General features: G+C 62.9%; 30 protein-coding genes. 1 reads left to right on the top strand and 29 read right to left on the bottom strand.

What is annotated here, in order from left to right; genetic code table 11:
- Positions 1–103: 103 nt before the first annotated feature.
- From AC1DOQ_RS05180 to AC1DOQ_RS05195, 4 genes are all read right to left on the bottom strand, one after another.
- On the bottom strand, positions 104–3232 hold the full coding sequence (locus tag AC1DOQ_RS05180; protein WP_477360931.1) for an efflux RND transporter permease subunit: 3129 nt from the start codon (positions 3230–3232) through the stop codon (positions 104–106).
- Entirely contained in the window at positions 3229–4437 is a 1209-nt protein-coding gene (locus AC1DOQ_RS05185; RefSeq protein ID WP_477360933.1) for an efflux RND transporter periplasmic adaptor subunit, read from the bottom strand. The genes AC1DOQ_RS05180 and AC1DOQ_RS05185 overlap by 4 nt, the downstream gene beginning before the upstream one ends.
- Before the next feature lie 120 nt (positions 4438–4557).
- Positions 4558–5940 carry an ATP-binding protein gene (locus AC1DOQ_RS05190; protein ID WP_477360935.1) on the bottom strand — a complete coding sequence of 461 codons (1383 nt, stop codon included), beginning with the start codon at positions 5938–5940 and terminating at the stop codon, positions 4558–4560.
- Positions 5937–6665 carry a response regulator gene (locus tag AC1DOQ_RS05195; RefSeq protein WP_477360937.1) on the bottom strand — a complete coding sequence of 243 codons (729 nt, stop codon included), beginning with the start codon at positions 6663–6665 and terminating at the stop codon, positions 5937–5939. Before AC1DOQ_RS05195 ends, AC1DOQ_RS05190 begins: the two co-directional genes overlap by 4 nt.
- A 249-nt stretch (positions 6666–6914) precedes the next feature.
- On the opposite strand from AC1DOQ_RS05195, the gene AC1DOQ_RS05200 reads away from it, so the two are divergent.
- Positions 6915–7445, top strand: a complete 531-nt coding sequence (locus tag AC1DOQ_RS05200; protein WP_477360939.1) for a Spy/CpxP family protein refolding chaperone — start codon at positions 6915–6917, stop codon at positions 7443–7445.
- Positions 7446–7491: 46 nt separating this feature from the next.
- On the opposite strand, the gene dsbD is transcribed toward AC1DOQ_RS05200, so the two are convergent.
- The 25 genes from dsbD to rpsS form a co-directional block, all read right to left on the bottom strand.
- Positions 7492–9411, bottom strand: coding sequence for a protein-disulfide reductase DsbD (gene dsbD, locus AC1DOQ_RS05205; protein WP_477360940.1), 1920 nt, complete (start codon positions 9409–9411; stop codon positions 7492–7494).
- A 111-nt stretch (positions 9412–9522) separates the two neighbouring features.
- A complete protein-coding gene (rplQ, locus tag AC1DOQ_RS05210) occupies positions 9523–9918 on the bottom strand; it encodes a 50S ribosomal protein L17 (RefSeq protein ID WP_047826107.1) in 396 nt (131 codons plus the stop codon).
- A gap of 129 nt (positions 9919–10047) precedes the next feature.
- Complete coding sequence (locus AC1DOQ_RS05215; RefSeq protein ID WP_296953178.1) at positions 10048–11025, bottom strand: DNA-directed RNA polymerase subunit alpha; 978 nt, start codon at positions 11023–11025, stop codon at positions 10048–10050.
- 219 nt (positions 11026–11244) lie between these two features.
- The gene (gene rpsD, locus AC1DOQ_RS05220; RefSeq protein WP_477360942.1) at positions 11245–11868 is read right to left on the bottom strand and encodes a 30S ribosomal protein S4; all 624 of its coding nucleotides are present in this window, start codon (positions 11866–11868) and stop codon (positions 11245–11247) included.
- Positions 11869–12108: 240 nt separating this feature from the next.
- Positions 12109–12513 carry a 30S ribosomal protein S11 gene (rpsK, locus tag AC1DOQ_RS05225; RefSeq protein ID WP_036172227.1) on the bottom strand — a complete coding sequence of 135 codons (405 nt, stop codon included), beginning with the start codon at positions 12511–12513 and terminating at the stop codon, positions 12109–12111.
- Positions 12514–12527: 14 nt separating this feature from the next.
- On the bottom strand, positions 12528–12893 hold the full coding sequence (gene rpsM, locus AC1DOQ_RS05230; protein WP_047826109.1) for a 30S ribosomal protein S13: 366 nt from the start codon (positions 12891–12893) through the stop codon (positions 12528–12530).
- A gap of 15 nt (positions 12894–12908) precedes the next feature.
- Entirely contained in the window at positions 12909–13022 is a 114-nt protein-coding gene (rpmJ, locus tag AC1DOQ_RS05235) for a 50S ribosomal protein L36 (RefSeq protein ID WP_005663407.1), read from the bottom strand.
- A 33-nt stretch (positions 13023–13055) separates the two neighbouring features.
- Positions 13056–13274 (bottom strand): translation initiation factor IF-1, encoded by a 219-nt coding sequence (infA, locus tag AC1DOQ_RS05240; protein ID WP_005663428.1) that lies wholly within the window; start codon positions 13272–13274, stop codon positions 13056–13058.
- A 34-nt stretch (positions 13275–13308) separates the two neighbouring features.
- Positions 13309–14643 (bottom strand): preprotein translocase subunit SecY, encoded by a 1335-nt coding sequence (gene secY, locus AC1DOQ_RS05245; RefSeq protein WP_477360944.1) that lies wholly within the window; start codon positions 14641–14643, stop codon positions 13309–13311.
- A 29-nt stretch (positions 14644–14672) separates the two neighbouring features.
- Positions 14673–15104: a 50S ribosomal protein L15 gene (rplO, locus tag AC1DOQ_RS05250; protein WP_296953170.1), complete on the bottom strand. Its 432-nt coding sequence runs from the start codon at positions 15102–15104 to the stop codon at positions 14673–14675.
- A gap of 27 nt (positions 15105–15131) precedes the next feature.
- Positions 15132–15311 (bottom strand): 50S ribosomal protein L30, encoded by a 180-nt coding sequence (gene rpmD / locus AC1DOQ_RS05255; protein ID WP_036240361.1) that lies wholly within the window; start codon positions 15309–15311, stop codon positions 15132–15134.
- Positions 15312–15322: 11 nt separating this feature from the next.
- Positions 15323–15841: a 30S ribosomal protein S5 gene (rpsE, locus tag AC1DOQ_RS05260; protein ID WP_047826112.1), complete on the bottom strand. Its 519-nt coding sequence runs from the start codon at positions 15839–15841 to the stop codon at positions 15323–15325.
- Positions 15842–15853: 12 nt separating this feature from the next.
- On the bottom strand, positions 15854–16216 hold the full coding sequence (gene rplR, locus AC1DOQ_RS05265; RefSeq protein WP_477360946.1) for a 50S ribosomal protein L18: 363 nt from the start codon (positions 16214–16216) through the stop codon (positions 15854–15856).
- A 12-nt stretch (positions 16217–16228) separates the two neighbouring features.
- Positions 16229–16762: a 50S ribosomal protein L6 gene (rplF, locus tag AC1DOQ_RS05270; RefSeq protein WP_477360948.1), complete on the bottom strand. Its 534-nt coding sequence runs from the start codon at positions 16760–16762 to the stop codon at positions 16229–16231.
- A gap of 10 nt (positions 16763–16772) precedes the next feature.
- A complete protein-coding gene (gene rpsH, locus AC1DOQ_RS05275; RefSeq protein ID WP_230023611.1) occupies positions 16773–17168 on the bottom strand; it encodes a 30S ribosomal protein S8 in 396 nt (131 codons plus the stop codon).
- 14 nt (positions 17169–17182) lie between these two features.
- Entirely contained in the window at positions 17183–17488 is a 306-nt protein-coding gene (rpsN, locus tag AC1DOQ_RS05280) for a 30S ribosomal protein S14 (RefSeq protein WP_036240351.1), read from the bottom strand.
- Positions 17489–17492: 4 nt separating this feature from the next.
- Positions 17493–18032, bottom strand: coding sequence for a 50S ribosomal protein L5 (gene rplE / locus AC1DOQ_RS05285; RefSeq protein ID WP_047826117.1), 540 nt, complete (start codon positions 18030–18032; stop codon positions 17493–17495).
- 6 nt (positions 18033–18038) lie between these two features.
- A complete protein-coding gene (gene rplX / locus AC1DOQ_RS05290) occupies positions 18039–18353 on the bottom strand; it encodes a 50S ribosomal protein L24 (protein ID WP_047826118.1) in 315 nt (104 codons plus the stop codon).
- A 10-nt stretch (positions 18354–18363) separates the two neighbouring features.
- Entirely contained in the window at positions 18364–18732 is a 369-nt protein-coding gene (gene rplN / locus AC1DOQ_RS05295; RefSeq protein ID WP_036172202.1) for a 50S ribosomal protein L14, read from the bottom strand.
- Between the two features lie 235 nt (positions 18733–18967).
- On the bottom strand, positions 18968–19240 hold the full coding sequence (gene rpsQ, locus AC1DOQ_RS05300) for a 30S ribosomal protein S17 (protein ID WP_047826119.1): 273 nt from the start codon (positions 19238–19240) through the stop codon (positions 18968–18970).
- Entirely contained in the window at positions 19237–19428 is a 192-nt protein-coding gene (gene rpmC / locus AC1DOQ_RS05305; protein WP_442124863.1) for a 50S ribosomal protein L29, read from the bottom strand. The genes rpsQ and rpmC overlap by 4 nt, the downstream gene beginning before the upstream one ends.
- A gap of 12 nt (positions 19429–19440) precedes the next feature.
- On the bottom strand, positions 19441–19860 hold the full coding sequence (gene rplP, locus AC1DOQ_RS05310; RefSeq protein ID WP_005663456.1) for a 50S ribosomal protein L16: 420 nt from the start codon (positions 19858–19860) through the stop codon (positions 19441–19443).
- Between the two features lie 2 nt (positions 19861–19862).
- A complete protein-coding gene (gene rpsC, locus AC1DOQ_RS05315; protein ID WP_036208959.1) occupies positions 19863–20657 on the bottom strand; it encodes a 30S ribosomal protein S3 in 795 nt (264 codons plus the stop codon).
- Between the two features lie 10 nt (positions 20658–20667).
- Positions 20668–21000, bottom strand: coding sequence for a 50S ribosomal protein L22 (gene rplV / locus AC1DOQ_RS05320; protein WP_170976705.1), 333 nt, complete (start codon positions 20998–21000; stop codon positions 20668–20670).
- Positions 20997–21272 (bottom strand): 30S ribosomal protein S19, encoded by a 276-nt coding sequence (rpsS, locus tag AC1DOQ_RS05325; protein ID WP_047826122.1) that lies wholly within the window; start codon positions 21270–21272, stop codon positions 20997–20999. The genes rplV and rpsS overlap by 4 nt, the downstream gene beginning before the upstream one ends.
- Between the last annotated feature and the right edge of the window lie 6 nt (positions 21273–21278).

Here is a 21278-nt window from a genome sequence, read left to right on the forward strand (position 1 = left end):
TACAGAGTGTATCAGCGGCGCGACAGACGGTTGCCCGGTCGTGGGCACGGTGTGCCCACCCTACGGTGACGGTAGGGTGGGCTCACCGAGCCCACGTTCGGGATCAGRCAGCCTTGGTCAGGACGACCTTCGGCGCCTCATGGTGAGGCGACTCCAGCTCGGCCAGGTGGTCGTCGGTCATCGGACCCTTGCCGCTGTACTTGTCGAGATAGAGATAGATCACCGGGGTGATGTAGAGCGTGATCACCTGCGAGAAGATCAGGCCGCCGCACACCACCAGGCCCAGCGGCTGGCGCAGCTCGGCGCCGGCGCCCAGGCCGAGGGCGATCGGCAGCGCGCCCATCAGCGCGGCCAGGGTCGTCATCATGATCGGACGGAAGCGCAGGATGCAGGCCTCGCGGATCGCCTGCTGCGGGCTCAATCCCTGGTTGCGCTGGGCGTCCAGGGCGAAGTCGATCATCATGATCGCGTTCTTCTTCACGATACCGATCAGCATCAGGATGCCGATCATGGCGATCATCGTCAGGTCCAGGTTAAACAGGCGCAAGGTGATCAGCGCACCGACGGCCGCCGACGGCAGGCCGGCCAGGATCGTGATCGGGTGGATGAAGCTCTCGTACAGCACGCCCAGCAGCACGTAGATCACGCCCACCGCCGCGATGATCAGGATCAGCTGGCTCGACTGCGAATCCTGGAAGACCGCCGCATCGCCGCCGTATTTCGTGATGACCGAGGCCGGCATCTTCATCTCGCGGCCCATCTGGTCGATCGCCGCGGTGGCGTCGCCCAGCGGGGCGTCCGGCGCCAGGTTGAAGGACAGCGTGATCGCCTGCAGCTGGCCCTGGTGGTTGACGGCGATCGGGCCGACCGTGCGCTTGACGGTGGCCAGGCTGGACAGCTGCACCAGCTGGCCGTTCTTGCTGCGCACCGACAGGCGCGACAGCGCGTCTTCGAACTGGCGGTCTTCGTTGGCCGTTTCCAGGATCACGTAGTAGCTGGCCGCGGTCGAGTAGATGGTCGACACCTGGCGTTCACCGAAGGCGGCATACAGCGCGGTGCGCACGTCGCCCAGCTGCACGCCCAGCAGGTTGGCCTTGTCGCGGTCGATGTCGAGGGTCGCCTGCAGGCCCTTTTCCTGGGTGTCGCTGGTGACGTCGCGGAACAGCGGGTTGTTGCGCATGCGTTCCTGGAACTCGTTGGCCCAGTGGCCGATGTCGCCGCCCGATACGCTCTGCAGGGTGTACTGGTAGCGGCTCTTGCTCTGGCGGCCGCCCAGCTGCAGGTTCTGCACCGGCGACATGTAGACGTTGATGCCGGCGACCTTGCGGGTCGCCTTGCGCAGGCGCTCCATAATCTGCGGCATCTTGTCGCGCTGGTCGCGCGGCTTGAGCACCACGAACATGCGGCCGTTGTTGCCGCCGCCCGAGAACGAGGTCGTGTCCTGCACCGCCGGATCGGCCTGGATGATGGCCGCGATCTGGGTCTGCAGCGCCACCATGGCGGCCGACGAGATGTCTTCGGAGGCTTCGGTGGACACGCGCAGCTGGCCGATGTCTTCTTCGGGGAAGAAGCCTTTCGGGATGGTCGTGTACAGCACCACAGTCAGGGCGAAGGTGCCGAAGGCGATCAGCAGCACCACGAAGCGGAAGCGCAGCGCCAGGTCGAGGGTCTTCTCGTAGCCGTTGCGGACCTTGGTGAAGGCGCGCTCGAAATGGCGGCCGATGAAGCTCTTCTCTTCGCCGTGGTCGTGGCCATGCGCCGGCAGCAAGCGCGAGGACAGCATCGGCACCAGGGTCAGCGAGACGATCGCCGACACCAGGATCGACAGGCCGACGATCACCGCGAATTCGTGGAACAGCAAGCCGATCACGCCCGGCATGAAGAAGATCGGGATGAACACCGCCACCAGCGACACCGAGATCGAGATGATGGTGAAGCCCATCTCGCGCGAGCCTTCGAGCGCCGCGGAGAGCGGCTTCTTGCCCATCTCGATGTGGCGCACGATGTTCTCCAGCACCACGATGGCGTCGTCGACCACCAGGCCCACCGCCAGCGTGATGCCGAGCAGCGAGATGTTGTCGAGACTGTAGCCGAGCGCATACAGCAGGCTCAGGGCGCCCAGCAGCGAGATCGGCATCGTGATCGCCGGGATGAAGGTCGCCGACAGACGGTGCAGGAACAGGAAGATCACCAGCACCACCAGGCCGACCGTCAGCGCCAGCGTGAAGTTGACGTCGTGGATCGCCTCGCGGATCGAGACCGAGCGGTCGTTGACCAGGTTGATCTTGATCGAGGCCGGCAGCTGCGACTGGAAGCGCGGCAGGAGTTTACGCACGTGGTCGACCACGGCGACGGTGTTGGCGTCCGGCTGGCGCTGCACCAGCAGCACGATCGCGCGCTCGCCGTTGTAGGCGCCGTAGGCCTTGGTCGACTGGTAGCTGTCCTCGACGGTGGCAACGTCCTTCAGGCGCACCGGCTGGCCGTCGCGGGTGGCGACGATCAGCTCGGCGAAGTCGGCCGCCTTCATCATCTGCGGCGGGCCCTGGATGGTCAGGGTCTGCTGCGGACCGTCCAGGATACCGAGGGCCGCGTTCGAGTTGGCCGTGCGCAGCGACGCCGCCAGCTCGTCCATCGTCAGGTTACGCGCGTTCATCAGGTCGGTCTTGGCGCGCACGCGCACGGCGAACTTCTTGCCGCCGTTGACCTGCACCTGGGCCACGCCCGGCAGGGTCGAGATCGCCGGCGACACCAGGTTCTCGGCGTAGTCGTTCAGCTCCGACAGGTTCATCGACGGCGAGGTCATGGTCATGAACAGCACCGGCGCGTCGGCCGGATTGACCTTGCGGTAGGACGGCAGGTCCGTCATCTCCTGCGGCAGCTGGCGCTGGGCGCCCAGCAGCGCGGCCTGGACGTCGACGGCCGCCTTGTTGACGTCGATCGAGGAGTCGAATTCCAGCGTCAGCGAGGTATTGCCCTGGGTGCTGGTCGAGGTGATCAGGTTGATGCCGGCGATGGTCGAGAACTGCTTCTCGAGCGGCAGCGCGACCGACGACGCCATGATCTCCGGGCTGGCGCCCGACAGGTTGGCGTTGACGTTGATGACCGGGGTGTTATAGCTGGGCAGCGCCGCGACCGGGATGTGCATGTAGGCCAGCACGCCGACCAGGATCAGGCTGATCGACAGCAGCACGACCATGACCGGCCGGCGGATACATAGTTCGGAGAGGTTCATGCGGCCCCGCCCTTGCTGCCTGCGCCGGCGCCGGCGCCCTTGCCTTCGCCCGCGCCGCTGCCCTTGCCTTCGCCCTTGCCCATTTCGGAAGCCAGGCGCACCTTGCCGCCCGGGCGCACGTTCTGCTTGCCCTCGGTAATGATCTGCTCGTTGCCGCTCAAGCCGCTGACGGCGGCATCGACGCCGGCGCCGTACAGGCGCTGCACCGCCACCTGGCGCGCCGAGTGATCCTTCTCGAGCACGTACACGAAGGTGCCCTGGGCGTTGGTGATGATGGCGTTCTGCGGCACCACCACGGCATCCTTGATGGTCTGCACCGTCACCTTGGTGTTCACGTACTGGCCCGGCCACAGGGTGGTGTCGCGGTTCGCGAATTCGGCCTTCACCTTGATGGTGCCGGCGGCCGGGTCGACGGTGTTGTCGATGAAGCTCAGGGTGCCGGTGACCGGCTCCAGGCCGGCGCCGGGGATGGCCTGCACCTCGATCTTGCCGCGCTTCTGCGCCGCCAGCAGGGACGGCAGGCTCGATTCCGGCAGCGTGAAGGCGATCGTGATCGGATCGAGCTGGGTGATGGTGGTGAGCGAGGTGGACGGCTGCACCAGGCTGCCCGGATAGACGCCGATGCCGCCGACGCGGCCGGACATCGGCGCGCGGATCGCGGTGTAGCTGGTGGAGACGCCGGCCGCGCGCGCGGCCGCGATGTCCGATTGCAGGGTCGCGCGCGCCTGGTCGACCTGGGCCTTCAGGGTGTCGACCGCGCTCTGGGCGATGAATTTCTGGGCGAACAGGTCCTGGCTGCGCTTGTACTGGCGCTCGAGATCGGCCAGCTGGGCGCGGTCGCGTTCGACCTGGGCCTGGGCCTTGTCCTGGTTGGCGCGGTCGGCGCGGTCGTCGAGCGAGAACAGCAGCTCGCCGGCCTTCACGAACTGGCCTTCCTTGATGTGGACCTGGCGGATGGTCGCGGTGGTCTGCGGATGCAGGTCGACGGTGCGGATCGGGGTGACCGTGCCGCTGGCCTGCTGGACCACCGGCACGTCGCGGCGCTGCGGCGCCACCACGTTGACGACCGCGGGCGGCTGGCCGCCCTTCCCTTTGGCGCCGCCGGCGCCGGCATTGGCGCCTTCCTTCTCCTGGCTGCAGCCACCGACGCCGGCGCCGGCGATGATGACGGCGGCGGCGATGAGTCCGAGGTGATTCCTTTTCATTCCACTCCCTATGCCGCCAGTGCCGGCGGCTTCATTTTTATGATTATCGATGAGGATGAGATACACGCAAACAACACGTGGTCCCCGCGGCGATTTTCGCACATCGGGATGACCGCGTCGTTACTTCCCTGGGTAATACTCCGGCAGCATGAGCGTCACTTCGAGCCCGCCTTCCGAGTGGTTGGCCAGCACGATGCTGCCGCCATGCTGTTCGGCGATGTTGCGCGCGATCGTCAGGCCCAGGCCGGTGCCGCCCGACTCGCGCGAGCGCGAACCTTCGACCCGGTAGAAGGGATCGAACACGCGCGCCAGCTCGGCGCCCGGGATGCCGGGACCGCCGTCGCGGATGCGGATCCGCGCCGCGCCGTTGATGCGGTCCACCGACACCTTGGCCGAGTGGCCGTACTTGACCGCGTTGTCGATCAGGTTGACCAGGCAGCGGCGCAGGTCCATCGGACGGCCCAGCAGCGCCATGTTGGCGGTGCCGCTCAGGGTCACGCGCTGCCTGGCGTCGGCGGCGTCGGCGCACACCGAATCGAGCAGCGAATCGAGGTCCATCATCTGCATGGTCTCGGTGGTGTCCATGCTGCGCGCCAGGTCCAGGCCTTCCTTCACCATCGCCTGCATCGCCGACAGGTCGCCGATCAGGCGCTGCTGCAGTTCTTCCTCGCTGACCTTCTCCAGCCGCAGGCGCATGCGCGTGAGCGGGGTCTGCAGGTCATGGGTGATCGCGGCCAGCATCTGGGTGCGCTGGAAGATGTACTGGCGGATCCGCGCCTGCATCGCGTTGAAGGCGGCGCTGGCCTGGCGGATCTCGTCGGCGCCGGTCAGGTCCAGCGGTGGGTGGTTGATGTCGTTGCCGAGGTCTTTCGCCGCCTGGGCCAGCTGCTTGAGCGGACGGGTGGTCATGCGCGCCACCAGGTAGGCCAGGAAGGCGATGCTGACCAGGAACAGCGAAATCGTGCCGCGGTAGTCGGTACGCTCCGGCGAGGTGGCCGAGCGCGGCGGCAGCACCGACAGGATCAGCGGGGTACCGTCGCGCAGGTGGACCATGATGCTCTCGCAGGTGCCGCGCCACTTCATGCGCAGCAGGCCGAACACCACCGGCTGCTCGCGCGCCAGCTCGCAGGACGCCGGCCGCACCGCCAGCGACTGCAGGCGATAGGGCTTGTTGTCGTGGGATTTGTTCATGCGCGTGGAGAGGTCTGCGACGAACTCGCTCGGCGTCGGCGACAGCGCCGGCGGGGTCAAGCCCACTGCCTCCAGGCGCATGCCGGGGCGGTTCGCCACCTGCAGGTAGGCGCTGCGCGCGGACTCGGGGACGGTCTCGGTGGCGACGATCAGCTGTTCGGCGCGGTCGAGCGAATGCAGGTCGCGGAACTCGTCGAGCACGCGCTGGCGCTCCGCATCGGCCAGCAACTGGGTCAGCGCGGCGGTCAGCAGGATCCCCAGCAGCAGGGTGATGAACACACGGCCCGTCATCGAGCCGAAGAATGCCTTCACGCGCCGGGCTCCACGCTCACCTGGCCGGCCAGCACGTAGCCGCCGTTACGGACCGTCTTGATAATCTGGGGCATGCGCGCGTCCTCGCCCAGCTTCTGGCGCAGGCGGCTGATCTGGATGTCGATCGAACGGTCGAAGGGATCGGCATCGCGGCCCTGGGTCAGGTTCAGCAGCTGGTCGCGGTTCAGGACGCGGTTCGGATGCTCCAGGAACACGCGCAGCAGGCGGAACTCCGCGCCCGACAGCATGATGACCACGCCCTGCGGGTTGACCAGGTGGCGCGCGGTCAGGTCCAGGGTCCAGCCCGAGAACTTCATCTGCTGCACGTTCTCGGTCTGGGAATTGGGCGGCATCGCGTGGCTGCGGCGCAGCACGCTGCGGATACGGGCCAGCAGTTCGCGCGGCTCGAAGGGCTTCGGCAGGTAGTCGTCGGCGCCCATCTCGAGGCCGAGGATGCGGTCCAGCGGCTCGTTGCGGGCGGTGAGCATGATGACCGGCAGGGTCGAGGTGGCGCGCAGCTTGCGGCACAGGGTCAGGCCGTCGTCGCCCGGCAGGTTCAGGTCGAGCACGATCAGGTCGGGACGCGACTCATCCAGCGTCTTCCACATCGCCGTGCCGTCGGCGGCAGCCAGCGCGCGGTAGCCGTTCGCTTCCAGGTAATCGGCCAGCAGCGAGCGGATGTCACGGTCGTCGTCGACGATCAGAATGGTAGATGGTGTATCCATGTCACCATTATCGCGACTTAGCGTACCCCTGAACAGCGACTTTGTATCGGCATGTATATGGATGGCATAGGGAAACAAATTGATACAAAGGGCGAGACAGCGGACACGCTGCGCTTACATCTTTCACCGATGATGGACTCACCGTGCAAGAGATGTTCTCCGAAGTTCCCGGAAGTTAACCGAAGTCGGAAGCACGCCGCCGTGGCAGCCGCCACATTCAACGCTACTAGTGGATAAGGAAAAAAAGAGATGAACACCTTACGCAAAATCCTCCTCACCGGACTGGCCGCCCTGTCGCTGGGCGGCGCAATGATCGGCGCCCAGGCGCAAACCCAGGCGCCCGACGCGCACCCGAAAGCGCAGCTGAGCAAGGAAGCGCGCCAGGCCAAACGCGCCGAGTTCGCCGCCAAGCATGAACAAATGCGCGCCGAGCGCATCGCCAGGCTGCACGACGAGCTCAAGATCACGCCGGCCCAGGAAAGCGCCTGGAACAGCTTCGTCGCCTCGATGAAACCGGCGCAGCGCCCCGGCCAGCATGACCGCGCCGCCTGGGCCGGCCTGACGGCGCCGCAGCGCGCCCAGAAGATGATCGAACTGCAGAAGCAGCGCACCGCCTTCATGGAGCAGCGCCTGGGTGCCCTGAACAGCTTCTATTCGGTGCTGTCGCCGGACCAGAAGAAGGTCTTCGACGAGAAAGCGGCGCAGATGCAGTCGCGCTTCGGCCGCCATGGCGGTCACGGCGGCTGGCAGCACCGTGGCGGAGAGACCGCGCGCGGCTGACCGGTCCGCACCATGAACAAGGAGCGCCGCGGCGCTCCTTTTTTTGTTACTGCAGCCGGTCCAGCGAGGCCAGGAATTTGGCGCTGTCCTGGTAGCCGATCACCCGTCCGTCGGGAATCTCCTTCCCCGCCGGGTCGAACAGGATGATGCCCGGCGGCCCGAACAGGCCGAAACGCTTCAGCATCGCGCGGTCGGCGGCATCGTTGGCGGTCACGTCCACCTGCAGCAGCACGGTGTTCGCCAGGCGCGACTTGACCTTGGGGTCGATGAAGGTCAGCTTTTCCATCTCCTTGCAGGACACGCACCAGTCGGCATAGAAATCGAGCATGGCGGTCTTGCCGTTGGTGGCGGCCAGCGCGGCGTCGAGCTGCTCGACGGTCTTGATGCGGGTGAAGGCCAGGCCCTCGGCCGCGGCGCCGCCGGTGAAGCGCGACAGCGGCGCGAGCGGATCGCGCGCCCCGCTGGCCAGGCCCACCAGCTGGGTCGCGCCGAGCACGGCCAACGCCGCGCCGAAGGCCATCCCGGCCCAGTGGCGCGGCTTGCCGGTGCCGCGCAGCAGGTAGAAGCCGTAGCCCAGCAGCAGCGCGGCCCACAGCAGCATCTGCGCCAGGCCAGGCAGCACCGGCGCCACCATCCACAGGGCCATCGCCAGCATCAGCACGCCGAAGAAGCGCTTGACCGACTCCATCCACAAACCGGCACGCGGCAGCAGCGAGCCGGCCGAGACGCCGACCAGCAACAGCGGGACGCTCATGCCGATGGCCATCGCGAACAGCGCGGCGCCGCCGATCAGCACGTCGCGGGTCTGGCTGATGTAGACCAGGGCGCCGGCCAGCGGCGCCGCCACGCAGGGACCGACGATCAGGGCCGAGATCGCGCCCATCACGAACACCCCGGCCAGCTTGCCGGAGGCCTGGCGCCCGGAGGCGTCGGCGAGGCGGGTCTGCAGCGCGGCCGGCACCTGCAGCTGGAACATGCCGAACATCGACAGCGACATCGCCGCGATCAGGAGGGCGAAGGCCCCCAGCACCCAGGGATTCTGCAAAGCCGCGGCAAGACCTTCGCCGAGCAGGCCGGCAGCCACGCCCAGCAGGGTGTAGACGATCGCCATCCCCAGCGAATACGAGAGCGACAGCACGAAGCCGCGCCCGCGCCCGGTGTGCCGGCCTTCGCCGACGATGATCGAGGACAGGATCGGCACCATCGGCAGTACGCAGGGCGTGAACGCCAGGCCGAGGCCGAGCAGGATGAAGGCGGGGATGATGGCGAGCAGGCGGCCGCCCTGCAGCAGGGCGGCGATGCCGGAGAGTTCGGACGGGGCGGTGCTGGCGGCCGGCGCGGCCGGCGCCGCGACTGCGGGCGCGGCCGTGCTGGCCGGCGCCGTTTCGGTGGCGCCTGCCTGGGCGGCAGGCGGCTGGGATGCCGCCGGCGGCGCGGACTGGCCCGGCAGCGCGAAGCCGTTTGCGCCCTCGGCGGCGGGCGCCGAACCGAGCGGACCGGCAGCTTGCCGGCCGGCAGGCAGGCTCATCTGCGGTTGGGCCTGCCCTGCCCCGCCGCCGGCGGCCACCAGGCGGATGCTGGCGTCCTGCGGCGGATAGCACAGGCCCTTGTCGGCGCAGCCCTGGCCGGTGGCGGTCAGGGTGAAGGGGCCGTCCCCCTGCACCGGAATGCGGATCGCCACGCTGTGATGGTAGGTCTCGACGTCCTTGTTGAAGGTTTCGTCGAACTTGACCTTGCCCGGCGGGATCTGCGCCTCGCCCAGCCTGGCGCCGCTGGCCGTGAACTTGAAGCGCTCGCGGTACATGTAGTAGCCGTCGGCGATCGCATAGCTGACCTCGGCCGTGTGCGGATCGACCATGCGGGCCGAGAACTTGAAGGCTTGTTCGGGCGGCAGGAAGTCGTCGTCGGCGTGCGCGGGCGCGAGCAGGAAGCTGCAGGCGATCAGGGAAAGCAGGAATCGGAGCATGGGCACAGGGGTTGGTTTAGCCAGCAGCATGGTACACCGGGTGTGCCGGCGATGCACGGGCGAAAAAAAACCAGGCACGAAGCCTGGTTCTTTTTCATACTGACTTACCGATTACTCGGCGGTCGGTGCGTTTTCGTCGACGCCGACTTCCGGACGGTCGGTCAGCTCGACGTAGGCCATCGGTGCATTGTCGCCAACGCGGAAGCCCATCTTCAGGATACGGGTGTAGCCGCCGTTGCGGTTCGCGAAGCGCGGGCCGATGTCGGCGAACAGCTTCTGAACGATTTCACGGTCGCGCAGGCGGGCGAATGCCAGACGCTTGTTTGCCAGGGTGTCTTTCTTGCCCAGGGTGATGATCGGCTCGACGACTTTGCGCAGTTCCTTGGCTTTCGGAACGGTGGTCTTGATCGCTTCGTGACGCAGCAGCGAAACGGTCATGTTGCGCAGCATGGCCAGGCGGTGGGACGAAGTACGGTTCAGCTTACGGAGGCCGTGACGGTGACGCATGGTAAATCCTTTCGAGTTTTATATTCCAGTTCTTCGATCGTTCAGGCAGATTGCAGGAACGCGGACCGGTTCAAAGTTTGAATAAAACGCCCGCGCCGAATTGCGCGGGCGGGTACCGCAAATTACTTCTTATTTCTCGAGGCCAGCCGGCGGCCAGTTCTCGAGTTTCATGCCGAGGGTCAGACCGCGGGAAGCCAGGACTTCCTTGATCTCGTTCAGCGACTTGCGGCCCAGGTTCGGGGTCTTCAGCAGTTCGTTTTCCGAACGCTGGATCAGGTCGCCGATGTAGTAGATGTTCTCGGCCTTCAGGCAGTTTGCCGAACGGACGGTCAGTTCCAGGTCGTCCACCGGACGCAGCAGGATCGGATCGACCAGCGGAGCGCGCGACGGGGCTTCCGCAGCGGCTTCGGTGCCTTCCAGGGCGGCGAACACGTTCAGCTGGTCGACCAGCACGCGTGCCGACTGGCGGATCGCTTCTTCCGGGGTGATCACGCCGTTGGTCTCGATGTTGATGATCAGCTTGTCCAGGTCGGTACGCTGTTCGACGCGAGCGGATTCCACGGCGTAGGACACGCGACGGACCGGCGAGAACGACGCGTCCAGGATGATGCGGCCGATGGTCTTGTTGGTGTCTTCCGACAGGCGGCGCACGTTACCCGGCACATAGCCGCGGCCTTTCTCGACCTTGATCTGCATGTCCAGCTTGCCGCCGGCGGTCAGGTGAGCGATCACGTGTTCCGGGTTGATCAGTTCGACGTCGTGCGGCAGGTCGATGTCCGATGCCAGGACGGGGCCTTCGCCTTCCTTCTTCAGGGTCAGCGTCACGGAGTCGCGGTTGTGGACCTTGAACACGACACCCTTCAGGTTCAGCAGCAGGTCGACCACGTCTTCCTGCACGCCGTCCAGCGACGAGTACTCGTGCACGACGCCGGCGATCGTCACTTCGGTCGGCGCGTAGCCGATCATCGACGACAGCAGCACGCGGCGCAGCGCGTTGCCGAGCGTATGGCCATAACCACGTTCGAACGGCTCCATCACGACTTTGGCGTGACCGGCGCCGAGCGCTTCGACATCGATGATACGTGGCTTCAACAGACTATTTTGCATGAAAGGTCCTTTATCAATACCCTCGGCTCGTTACACCGATAAGGCTGATGGCATCAGTAGAAACGCCCGCTGCGATGGCGGGCGGGTACAACGAATTCTTATCCACGTCGTCCCCGCGGAGGCGGGGACCCAAGTTCGTTGCTGACACGACGCGGCCAAACTTGGATCCCCGCCTTCGCGGGGATGACAAATCGGGCGGCGTGCCGCCCGATTTGTCAATTAACGCGAGTACAGTTCGACGATCAGTGCTTCGTTGACGTCGGCAGCGATCTCGTTACGCTCCGGGAAGGCGCGGAAGGTGCCTTCCATCTTCTTGGCGTCGACCGAGACCCAGCTCGGCATGCCGACTTGTTCAGCCAGCGACAGCGCTTCGACGATACGGGTCTGCTTCTTGGCCTTTTCGCGGACAGCGACGACGTCGCCGGTCTTGACCTGGTAGGAAGCGATGTTCACGACCTGGCCGTTGACGGTGAAGGCTTTGTGGCTGACCAGCTGGCGCGCTTCGGCGCGGGTCGAGCCGAAGCCCATGCGGTAAGCGACGTTGTCGAGACGGGCTTCCAGCAGCTTCAGCAGGGTTTCGCCGGTGTTGCCCTTGCGGCGCGACGCTTCGGCGAAGTAGCGGCGGAACTGGCGCTCCAGGATGCCGTACATGCGCTTGACCTTCTGCTTTTCACGCAGCTGGTTGCCGTAGTCCGAGGTACGGGCGCCCGACTTGACGCCGTGCTGGCCCGGCTTGACGTCCAGTTTGCACTTGGAGTCGAGCGAGCGGCGTGCGCTCTTCAGGAACAGGTCGGTGCCTTCACGGCGCGACAGTTTTGCTTTTGGTCCGATATAACGTGCCACGTTAAACTTCCTTTATTTGAATGATCACGCCCCGGATGCGGTACGAATGAATGCGGCCGCAACAGGCGCTAGTCCAGTTCTGCATGAGACCGGACGTGGCTTACAAAAACCCTGCATCGAGACGACGCAAGGCGACAATAGCCGGGCAGTATAACCCATTTCTGGATTCACTGCTCCGGCGATTCTTTGACGACGATCTCGTCGCGTATCAACAACAGGCGGGCGAACCCGCCAGTCGAATTAGATACGACGGCGCTTCGGCGGACGGCAGCCGTTGTGCGGCACCGGCGTCACGTCCTGGATCTCGGTGATCTTGATACCCAGGTTGTTCAGCGCGCGCACAGCCGATTCACGGCCCGGGCCCGGGCCCTTGATGCGCACTTCCAGGTTCTTCACGCCGTATTCCTGAGCGACCTTGCCGGCTGCTTCGGCTGCGACCTGAGCCGCGAACGGGGTCGATTTACGCGAACCCTTGAAGCCAGCACCGCCGGAAGTTGCCCACGACAGAGCGTTACCCTGACGATCGGTGATCGTGATGATGGTGTTGTTGAACGACGCGTGGACGTGTGCGATGCCTTCGGCGACGTTCTTCTTGACCTTCTTGCGGATGCGTGCTGCTGCCGCGCTGCTTTGTTGCTTAGCCATTGTCGGTTCCTAGATTATTTCTTCAGCGATTGAGCGGCCTTGCGCGGGCCCTTGCGGGTACGAGCATTGGTACGGGTGCGCTGACCGCGGACCGGCAGGCCCTTACGGTGACGCATGCCGCGGTAGCAGCCCAGGTCCATCAGACGCTTGATGTTCATGGACAGTTCGCGACGCAGATCGCCTTCGACCACGAACTTGCCAACCTGCTCACGCAGCTTTTCCAGTTCGTTGTCGTCCAGGTCCTTGACCTTCTTGTTGGTAGCAACGCCAGTCGCTGCGCAGATCTGCTGCGAACGGGTACGGCCGATGCCGTAGATCGCCGTCAGGCCGATGACGGTGTGCTGATGATTGGGGACGTTGACCCCTGCAATACGTGCCATTCGTTATTCCTCGTATTAACCTTGACGCTGCTTGTGACGCGGCTCGACGCAGATCACACGGACCACGCCTTTACGCTTGATGATCTTGCAGTTGCGGCAGATCCGCTTGACTGAAGCGTTAACTTTCATTTTTGCACTCTCTTATCAATTCGAAATCAGTTTTTACTTGGTGCGGAACACGATGCGGGCCCGGGACAAGTCGTAAGGGGTCAATTCTACCGTTACCTTGTCGCCAGGTAAAATGCGAATGTAGTTCATCCGCATCTTGCCCGAGATATGTCCTAACACCACGTGCCCGTTTTCCAGCTTTACGCGAAAGGTCGCGTTCGGGAGATTCTCGAGAATCTCCCCTTGCATTTGGATGACGTCGTCTTTTGCCATTCGGTCTATTCCACTTCTGGGTATCACACGCCGCTTAACGCGACGGGATCCCGCCCTTGAAATTCGCCTTGCGCAGCAGCGATTCGTATTGCTGCGACATGACGTAGTTCTGCACTTGTGCCATGAAGTCCATGGTCACCACCACTACGATCAGCAGTGAGGTGCCGCCGAAATACACTGGAACTTTCCAGTACGACGTCATGAACTCCGGCAGCAGGCACACCAGGGTGATGTAGACCGCACCGGCGAGGGTCAGGCGCATCAGGATCTTGTCGATGTAGCGCGCAGTTTGCTCGCCCGGACGGATGCCCGGAACGAATGCACCGCTCTTCTTCAAGTTGTCCGCCGTTTCCTTGCTGTTGAATACCAGCGCCGTATAGAAGAAGCAGAAGAACACGATCGCCACCGCATACAGCAACGCATGGATCGGTTCGCCCGGGCTCAGCGAGGCAGCCAGGTCCTTCAGGAACCCGACGAACGGGCTCGAGGAGTCCTTGCCACGCGTGAGCCAGTCGACGATCGTGGCCGGGAACAGGATGATCGACGAAGCGAAGATCGGCGGAATCACACCGGCCATGTTCAGCTTCAGCGGCAGGTGGCTGGTTTGGCCACCGTAGATCTTGTTACCGACCTGGCGTTTCGCGTAATTCACCAGGATCTTGCGCTGGCCGCGTTCCACGAACACGACTGCGTAGGTCACCAGGGCTACCAGGATCACGATGAAGATTGCGGAAATGCTGCTGATCGAACCTTGCGACACCAGGGTGAACAGGTTACCTAGTGCGCTCGGCAGACCGGCTGCGATACCGGCAAAAATGATGATCGAGATACCGTTGCCAAGACCACGTTCCGTGATCTGCTCACCCAGCCACATGAGGAACATGGTGCCGGTCAGCAGGGTCACGACGGTCACGAAGCGGAAGCCCATACCCGGATCGAGCACGAGGCCTTGCTGGGACTCCAGCCAGACCGCGATGCCGAACGCCTGGAACAACGCCAGCCCAACCGTGAAGTAACGGGTGTACTGGGTGATCTTGCGGCGGCCGGCTTCGCCCTCCTTCTTCAGCGCCTCCAACTGCGGCGAGACGATCGATGCCAGCTGCATGATGATCGAAGCCGAAATGTAAGGCGTGATACCGAGAGCGAACACGGCAAAGCGGGACAGCGCGCCGCCCGAGAACATGTTGAACATGCCCAGGATGCCGCGCTCGTTCTGCTTGAACAGGTTGGCCATAGCGGCGGGATCAATCCCGGGGACCGGGATGTGAGCGCCGATACGGTACACGACCAATGCCCCAAGCAGGAACCACAACCGGCCCCAGGGGAAACCGGATGCGGCACTTTTACCAAGTTGTGAATTAGTCGCCAATTTTTGCTCCGATCAGGCAGCGGCCGCGTTTAGGCGACCGAACCGCCAGCTGCTTCGATCGCTGCCTTCGCGCCAGCGGTGGCTTTGATGCCTTTCAGGTTCACCGCTTTGGTGATTTCACCCGACAGGATCACGCGCACATCGCGAGCGACGACCGGCAGCACACCGGCTTGCTTCAGCACCAGGATGTCGACATCGCCGACGGCCAGGTTGTTCAGGTCCGACAGACGGACTTCAGCCTTGAACGTAGCGTTCAGGGACTTGAAGCCGCGCTTCGGCAGACGACGCTGCAGAGGCATCTGGCCGCCTTCGAAGCCGACTTTGTGGAAGCCGCCCGAACGCGATTTCTGACCTTTGTGACCACGGCCGGCAGTCTTGCCCAGGCCCGAGCCGATACCGCGACCGACGCGACGCTTCGCGTGCTTGGCGCCGTCAGCAGGTTGAATGGTATTGAGTTGCATTGTTTTCTCCGTTAACCAAGCCGCGGCTTAGTCGACAATTTTCACGAGGTAGTTGACCTTGTTGATCATGCCGCGGATCGCCGGGGTGTCCTGCAGCTCGGAAACCGAGTTGACACGACGCAGACCCAGACCGCGCACGGTGGCGCGGTGATCCTGACGGGTACCGATCAGGCCTTTGACCAGCTTGACTTTGATGGTGTTTGCCATGGTAATTCCCCTTAACCCAGGATCTCTTCGACCGACTTGCCGCGCTTGGCAGCGATGTCAGCCGGAGTGCTCATCTTCGCCAGACCGTCGAGGGTTGCGCGAACCAGGTTGTACGGGTTCGACGAACCGGTCGACTTGGCGACCACGTCGGTCACGCCCATCACCTCGAAGATTGCGCGCATTGCGCCGCCGGCGATCACGCCGGTACCCGGCTTGGCCGGAGCCATCAGGACGCGCGAGGCGCCGTGACGACCGGTAACGGTGTGCTGCAGGGTACCGTTCTTGAGGGGCACCTTGATCAGGTTGCGGCGGGCTTCTTCCATTGCCTTCTGCACGCCGACCGGAACTTCCTTCGACTTGCCTTTACCCATGCCGATGCGGCCATCGCCGTCACCGACAACGGTCAGCGCTGCAAAACCCATGATACGACCACCCTTGACCACTTTGGTCACGCGGTTGATCGCGATCATTTTCTCGCGCATGCCATCATCCGGCTTGTCGCTTGCCATTTTCGCTTGCATTTTTGCCATGACGATTCTTCCTTAGAACTTCAGACCGGCTTCACGCGCGGCTTCTGCCAGCGCCTTCACACGGCCGTGGTAACGGAAACCCGAACGGTCGAATGCGACTTCGGTGATCCCTGCTTTCAGTGCTTTCTCTGCGACGCGCTTGCCAACCAGTGCGGCTGCAGCAGCGTTGCCGCCGGCACCCGACTTGCCGCCCAGCTCGGCGCGCACTTCTGCTTCCAGCGTCGAAGCCGAAACCAGGACTTTCGCATCCGGGCTGATCAGGTTCGCATAGATGTGCAGGTTGGTGCGATGCACCGCCAGGCGGTTCACGCCCAGCTGCGCGATCTTGATGCGGGTTTGGCGTCCACGACGCAGACGCGATTCTTTCTTGTCCATCGTCAGCTCCGATTATTTCTTCTTGGTTTCTTTAAGCTTCACCACTTCGTCCGCATAGCGGACACCCTTGCCCTTGTAAGGCTCAGGCGAGCGGTAAGCGCGCACTTCTGCGGCAACCTGGCCGACCTTTTGACGATCGATACCCTTGATCAGGATTTCGGTCGGGGTCGGGGTGGTTGCGGTGACGCCTTCCGGCATCGGGTGCAGAACCGGGTGCGAGAAACCCAGCGACAGGTTCAGGGCGTTGCCCTGCACGGCTGCCTTGTAACCCACGCCGACCAGGGTCAGCTTGCGCTCGAAGCCCTTGGTCACGCCGGTCACCATGTTGTTGACCAGAGCACGCAGGGTGCCCGACATTGCGTTCGATTCGCGGGAATCGTCGACGACGTCGAACGACAGCGAGCCGTTGTTGTTTTCCACTTTGACCAGGCCGTTCAGCGGCTGGGTCAGGGTGCCCAGCGGGCCCTTGACAGTGATCGACGACGCGTTGATCGCGACATCGGTACCGGCCGGGACGGCGATTGGCATCTTAGCTACTCGAGACATCGTCTACTCCTTAAGCCACGTAGCAAAGCACTTCGCCACCGACACCGGTTGCACGTGCTTTACGGTCGGTCATCACACCCTTCGGGGTCGAGACGATTGCCACGCCCAGGCCGTTCATGACCTGCGGGATTTCGTCCTTGCCCTTGTAGATGCGCAGGCCAGGACGGGAGACGCGCTCGATGCGCTCGATAACCGGACGGCCAACGTAATATTTCAAACCGATGTTCAGTTCCGACTTGCCACCTTCGGTGGACACGGCGAAATCTTCGATGTAACCCTCGTCCTTCAGGACGTTGGCGATCGCAACTTTCACTTTCGACGACGGCATCGACACGTTGGTCTTTTGCACGCCTTGTGCGTTGCGGATGCGGGTCAGCATATCGGCGATAGGATCGCTCATACTCATTGCTTATTCTCCTATTACCAGCTAGCTTTGGTCATACCCGGGATTTCGCCTTTCATGGCGAATTCGCGGAGTTTGGTACGGGCCAGACCGAATTTACGGAAAGTGCCACGCGGACGGCCGGTCATGGCGCAGCGGTTACGCTGGCGGGTCGGGGCCGAGTTACGCGGCAGGGCCTGCAGTTTCAGGCGTGCTTCGTAACGCTCTTCTTCGGTCTTCGACTGGTCGTCGATGATTGCTTTCAGAGCGGCACGCTTTGCGGCGAATTTCTCCACCAGGTCTGCACGCTTCTGTTCGCGGTTGATCAGTGCAAGTTTTGCCATGCTCTTAGTTCCTGAACGGGAATTTGAAGGCGGCGAGCAGCGCTTTGGCTTCTTCGTCGGTCTTAGCGGTCGTGGTGATCGAGATGTTCATGCCACGCAGCGCATCGATCTTGTCGTAATCGATTTCCGGGAAGATGATCTGCTCTTTGACGCCGATGTTGTAGTTACCGCGACCGTCGAAGGACTTGCCGCTCACGCCGCGGAAGTCACGCACGCGCGGCAGGGCCACGGTGATGAAACGGTCCAGGAATTCGTACATGCGGGCGCCGCGCAGGGTCACCATCGTACCGATCGGGTAGCCTTCGCGGATCTTGAAACCTGCGATTGCCTTGCGAGCCTTGGTCACGACCGGCTTCTGGCCGGCGATCTTGGTCAGGTCGCCGGTAGCGTGCTCGATGATCTTCTTGTCGGCGACAGCTTCCGACAGACCCATGTTCAGGGTGATCTTGGTCAGGCGCGGCACTTCCATCACCGACTTGTAACCGAATTTCTCGGTCAGCTCGGAGACGACTTTGTCTTTATACAGTTGTTGCAGACGGGCCATTTCTTATTACCCCTTCACTACTTCGCCGTTCGACTTGAAGACGCGGACTTTTTTGCCATCCACTTCTTTGAAGCCAACGCGATCAGCCTTGCCGGACGCTGCATTGAACAGCGCGACATTCGACACGTGAATCGGCATGGTCTTGTCGACGATACCACCAGTTACGCCGGTCATCGGGTTCGGCTTGACGGCCTTCTTGGCCACGTTCACGCCTTCAACGATGACGTGCTCAGCATCTACACGCTGCTGAACGACACCGCGCTTGCCCTTGTCTTTACCGGCCAGAACGATGACTTCGTCGTTTTTACGAATCTTATCCATTACGACTCCCTTACAGAACTTCAGGTGCCAGGGACACGATCTTCATGAACTTTTCGGTACGCAGTTCGCGCGTCACCGGTCCGAAGATACGGGTGCCGATCGGCTCCAGCTTGGCGTTCAGCAGGACGGCAGCGTTGCCGTCGAACTTCACCAGGGAACCGTCCTGACGGCGCACGCCCTTGGCGGTACGCACGACCACGGCATTGTAGATTTCACCTTTCTTGACGCGGCCGCGCGGAGCAGCCTGCTTCACGGTGACCTTGATCACGTCGCCAATGCTGGCGTAACGGCGCTTGGAGCCGCCCAATACCTTGATGCACAGAACTTCTTTTGCACCGGTATTGTCGGCCACTTCGAGCCGGCTTTCGGTTTGAATCATGATATTTTCTTTCCCAACTTAAGCCGTAGAAAACCCCACGGATATACCGTAGGCCTGCGGTCAGTCTTGGTCCCGCCGGCACCGCCCCTGCTGGAGCGTTACGATTGGGTGATTGGACTTTCCAATGTACTTCATTGCAGGCCGCAGACATCGCGGGGACAACTGCGGCAACACATGAACGAAGCCCGCTAGTATCCCAGATACCAGCGGGCCACGCAAGACAAATTTTCAGGCCTTACAGAACCTGTGCGACCTGTACAACTTTGGTCAGGGTCCAGGCTTTCGTCTTCGAGATCGGGCGACCTTCCTGGATCTCGACCGTGTCGCCGGTCTTGGCCTGGTTGGTCTCGTCGTGCGCGTGATACTTGTTCGAGCGCACGATGATCTTGCCGTACAGCGGGTGCTTGACGTGACGCTCGACCAGCACGGTTACCGTCTTGTCCATCTTGTCGGACACGACCTTGCCGACCAGCGTACGCTTCAGCGCCGTTTTAGTGGTGTCGTTCATTTGGCTTCCTTCTGGGTCATCACGGTTTTGACGCGGGCGATATCGCGGCGCACCTTCTTGAGCTGAGCGGTGTTGGTCAGCTGCTGCGTTGCGAGTTGCATGCGCAGGCCGAACTGTGCCTTCAGCAGCTCATTCAGCTCTTGCTGCAGAGCTGCCTGGTCTTTGCCGCGGAGTTCCGTTGCTTTCATTCTTAACTCCTGTTATTGGCCGACTTGGCGCACCACGAAAGTGGTTGCCAGCGGCAGTTTGGCAGCGGCCAGGCGGAATGCTTCGCGCGCCAGTTCTTCTGCGACGCCGTCCATCTCATACAGGACCTTGCCCGGCTGGATTTCAGCGACGTAGTACTCCGGGTTACCCTTACCGTTACCCATACGGACTTCGGCCGGCTTGTTCGAGATCGGCTTGTCCGGGAAGATACGGATCCAGATACGGCCGCCACGTTTGATGTGACGGGTCATGGCACGACGTGCCGCTTCGATCTGGCGAGCCGTGATACGGCCGCGGGCAACGGCCTTCAGGCCGAACTCACCGAACGACACAGCGGTGCCGCGGGTGTGCGAAATGCCGGTGTTACGGCCTTTCTGCTCTTTACGATACTTTCTGCGGGATGGCTGCAGCATGCTTATTCTCCTGCTTTCTCAGCAGCCGGCTTGGCAGCACGGCGGCCTGCTGGTGCGGTACCTGGCTTGGCGCCCGGGCGGCCACGGCCAGCCGGTTTGCCGTCGTCACGACGCGGACCGCGCGGCTTTTTCTCGTCGGCCGGCACGTCGATCACCGGAGCTTCGCCGGTTGCCGAACGATCGCCCTTGTAGACCCAGACCTTGACACCGATGATGCCGTAGGTGGTCGAGGCTTCGCTGGTGCCGTAGTCGATATCGGCGCGCAGGGTGTGCAGGGGCACACGGCCTTCGCGGTACCATTCGGTACGTGCGATCTCGATGCCGTTCAGGCGGCCCGACGACATGATCTTGATGCCGACGGCGCCCAGGCGCATTGCGTTCTGCATTGCGCGCTTCATGGCGCGGCGGAACATGATGCGCTTTTCGAGCTGCTGGGCGATCGAATCGGCGATCAGCTGCGAGTCGATTTCCGGCTTGCGGATCTCTTCGATATTGACGTGCACCGGCACGCCCATGATCTTGGTCAGCGACGACTTCAGGACTTCGATGTCTTCGCCTTTCTTACCGATGACCACGCCCGGACGCGACGAGTAGATCGTGAAGCGTGCGTTCTTGGCCGGACGCTCGATGACGATGCGGCCGACGGAAGCGTTCTTCAGCTTCTTCTTCAGGAAAGCGCGTGCTTCCAGGTCTTCCTTCAGCATCTCGGCGAAGTTGCCGTTGCCCGCGTACCAGCGCGATGCCCAGTTACGGGTGACCGCCAGGCGGAAGCCGGTTGGGTGGATTTTCTGACCCATCGTATGCTCCTTAGTTACCGACAGTCACGTAGACGTGACAGGATTGTTTCGAAATGCGATCACCGCGGCCTTTGGCGCGAGCCGTAAAGCGCTTCAGGATCGGGCCCTTTTCGACGTAGATCTGAACGACCTTCAGTTCGTCGATGTCGGCACCATCGTTGTGCTCGGCGTTGGCGATTGCCGACTCCAGCACTTTCTTGATGATGGTGGCGCCTTTTTTCGGGCTGAACTGCAGGATGTTCAGCGCAGCGTCGACCTTCTTGCCGCGGATCAGGTCCGCAACCAGGCGGCCCTTCTGCTCGGACAGGCGAACGCCTTTGAGGATTGCTTTAGTTTCCATTATCGTTTCGCCTTCTTGTCAGCAGCGTGGCCCTTGAACGTACGGGTCAGCGCGAATTCGCCGAGCTTGTGGCCGACCATGTTCTCCGACACGTACACCGGCACGTGCACCTTGCCGTTGTGCACGGCAATGGTCAGACCGATGAAGTCCGGGGTGATCGTCGAGCGGCGCGACCAGGTTTTGACTGGCTTCTTGTCTTTGGCGGCTTGCGCAGCTTCGACTTTCTTCACCAGGTGGGCGTCGATGAACGGCCCTTTTTTCAATGAACGAGTCATGTTTTA

Source organism: Massilia sp. 01N417 (genome assembly GCF_056399645.1).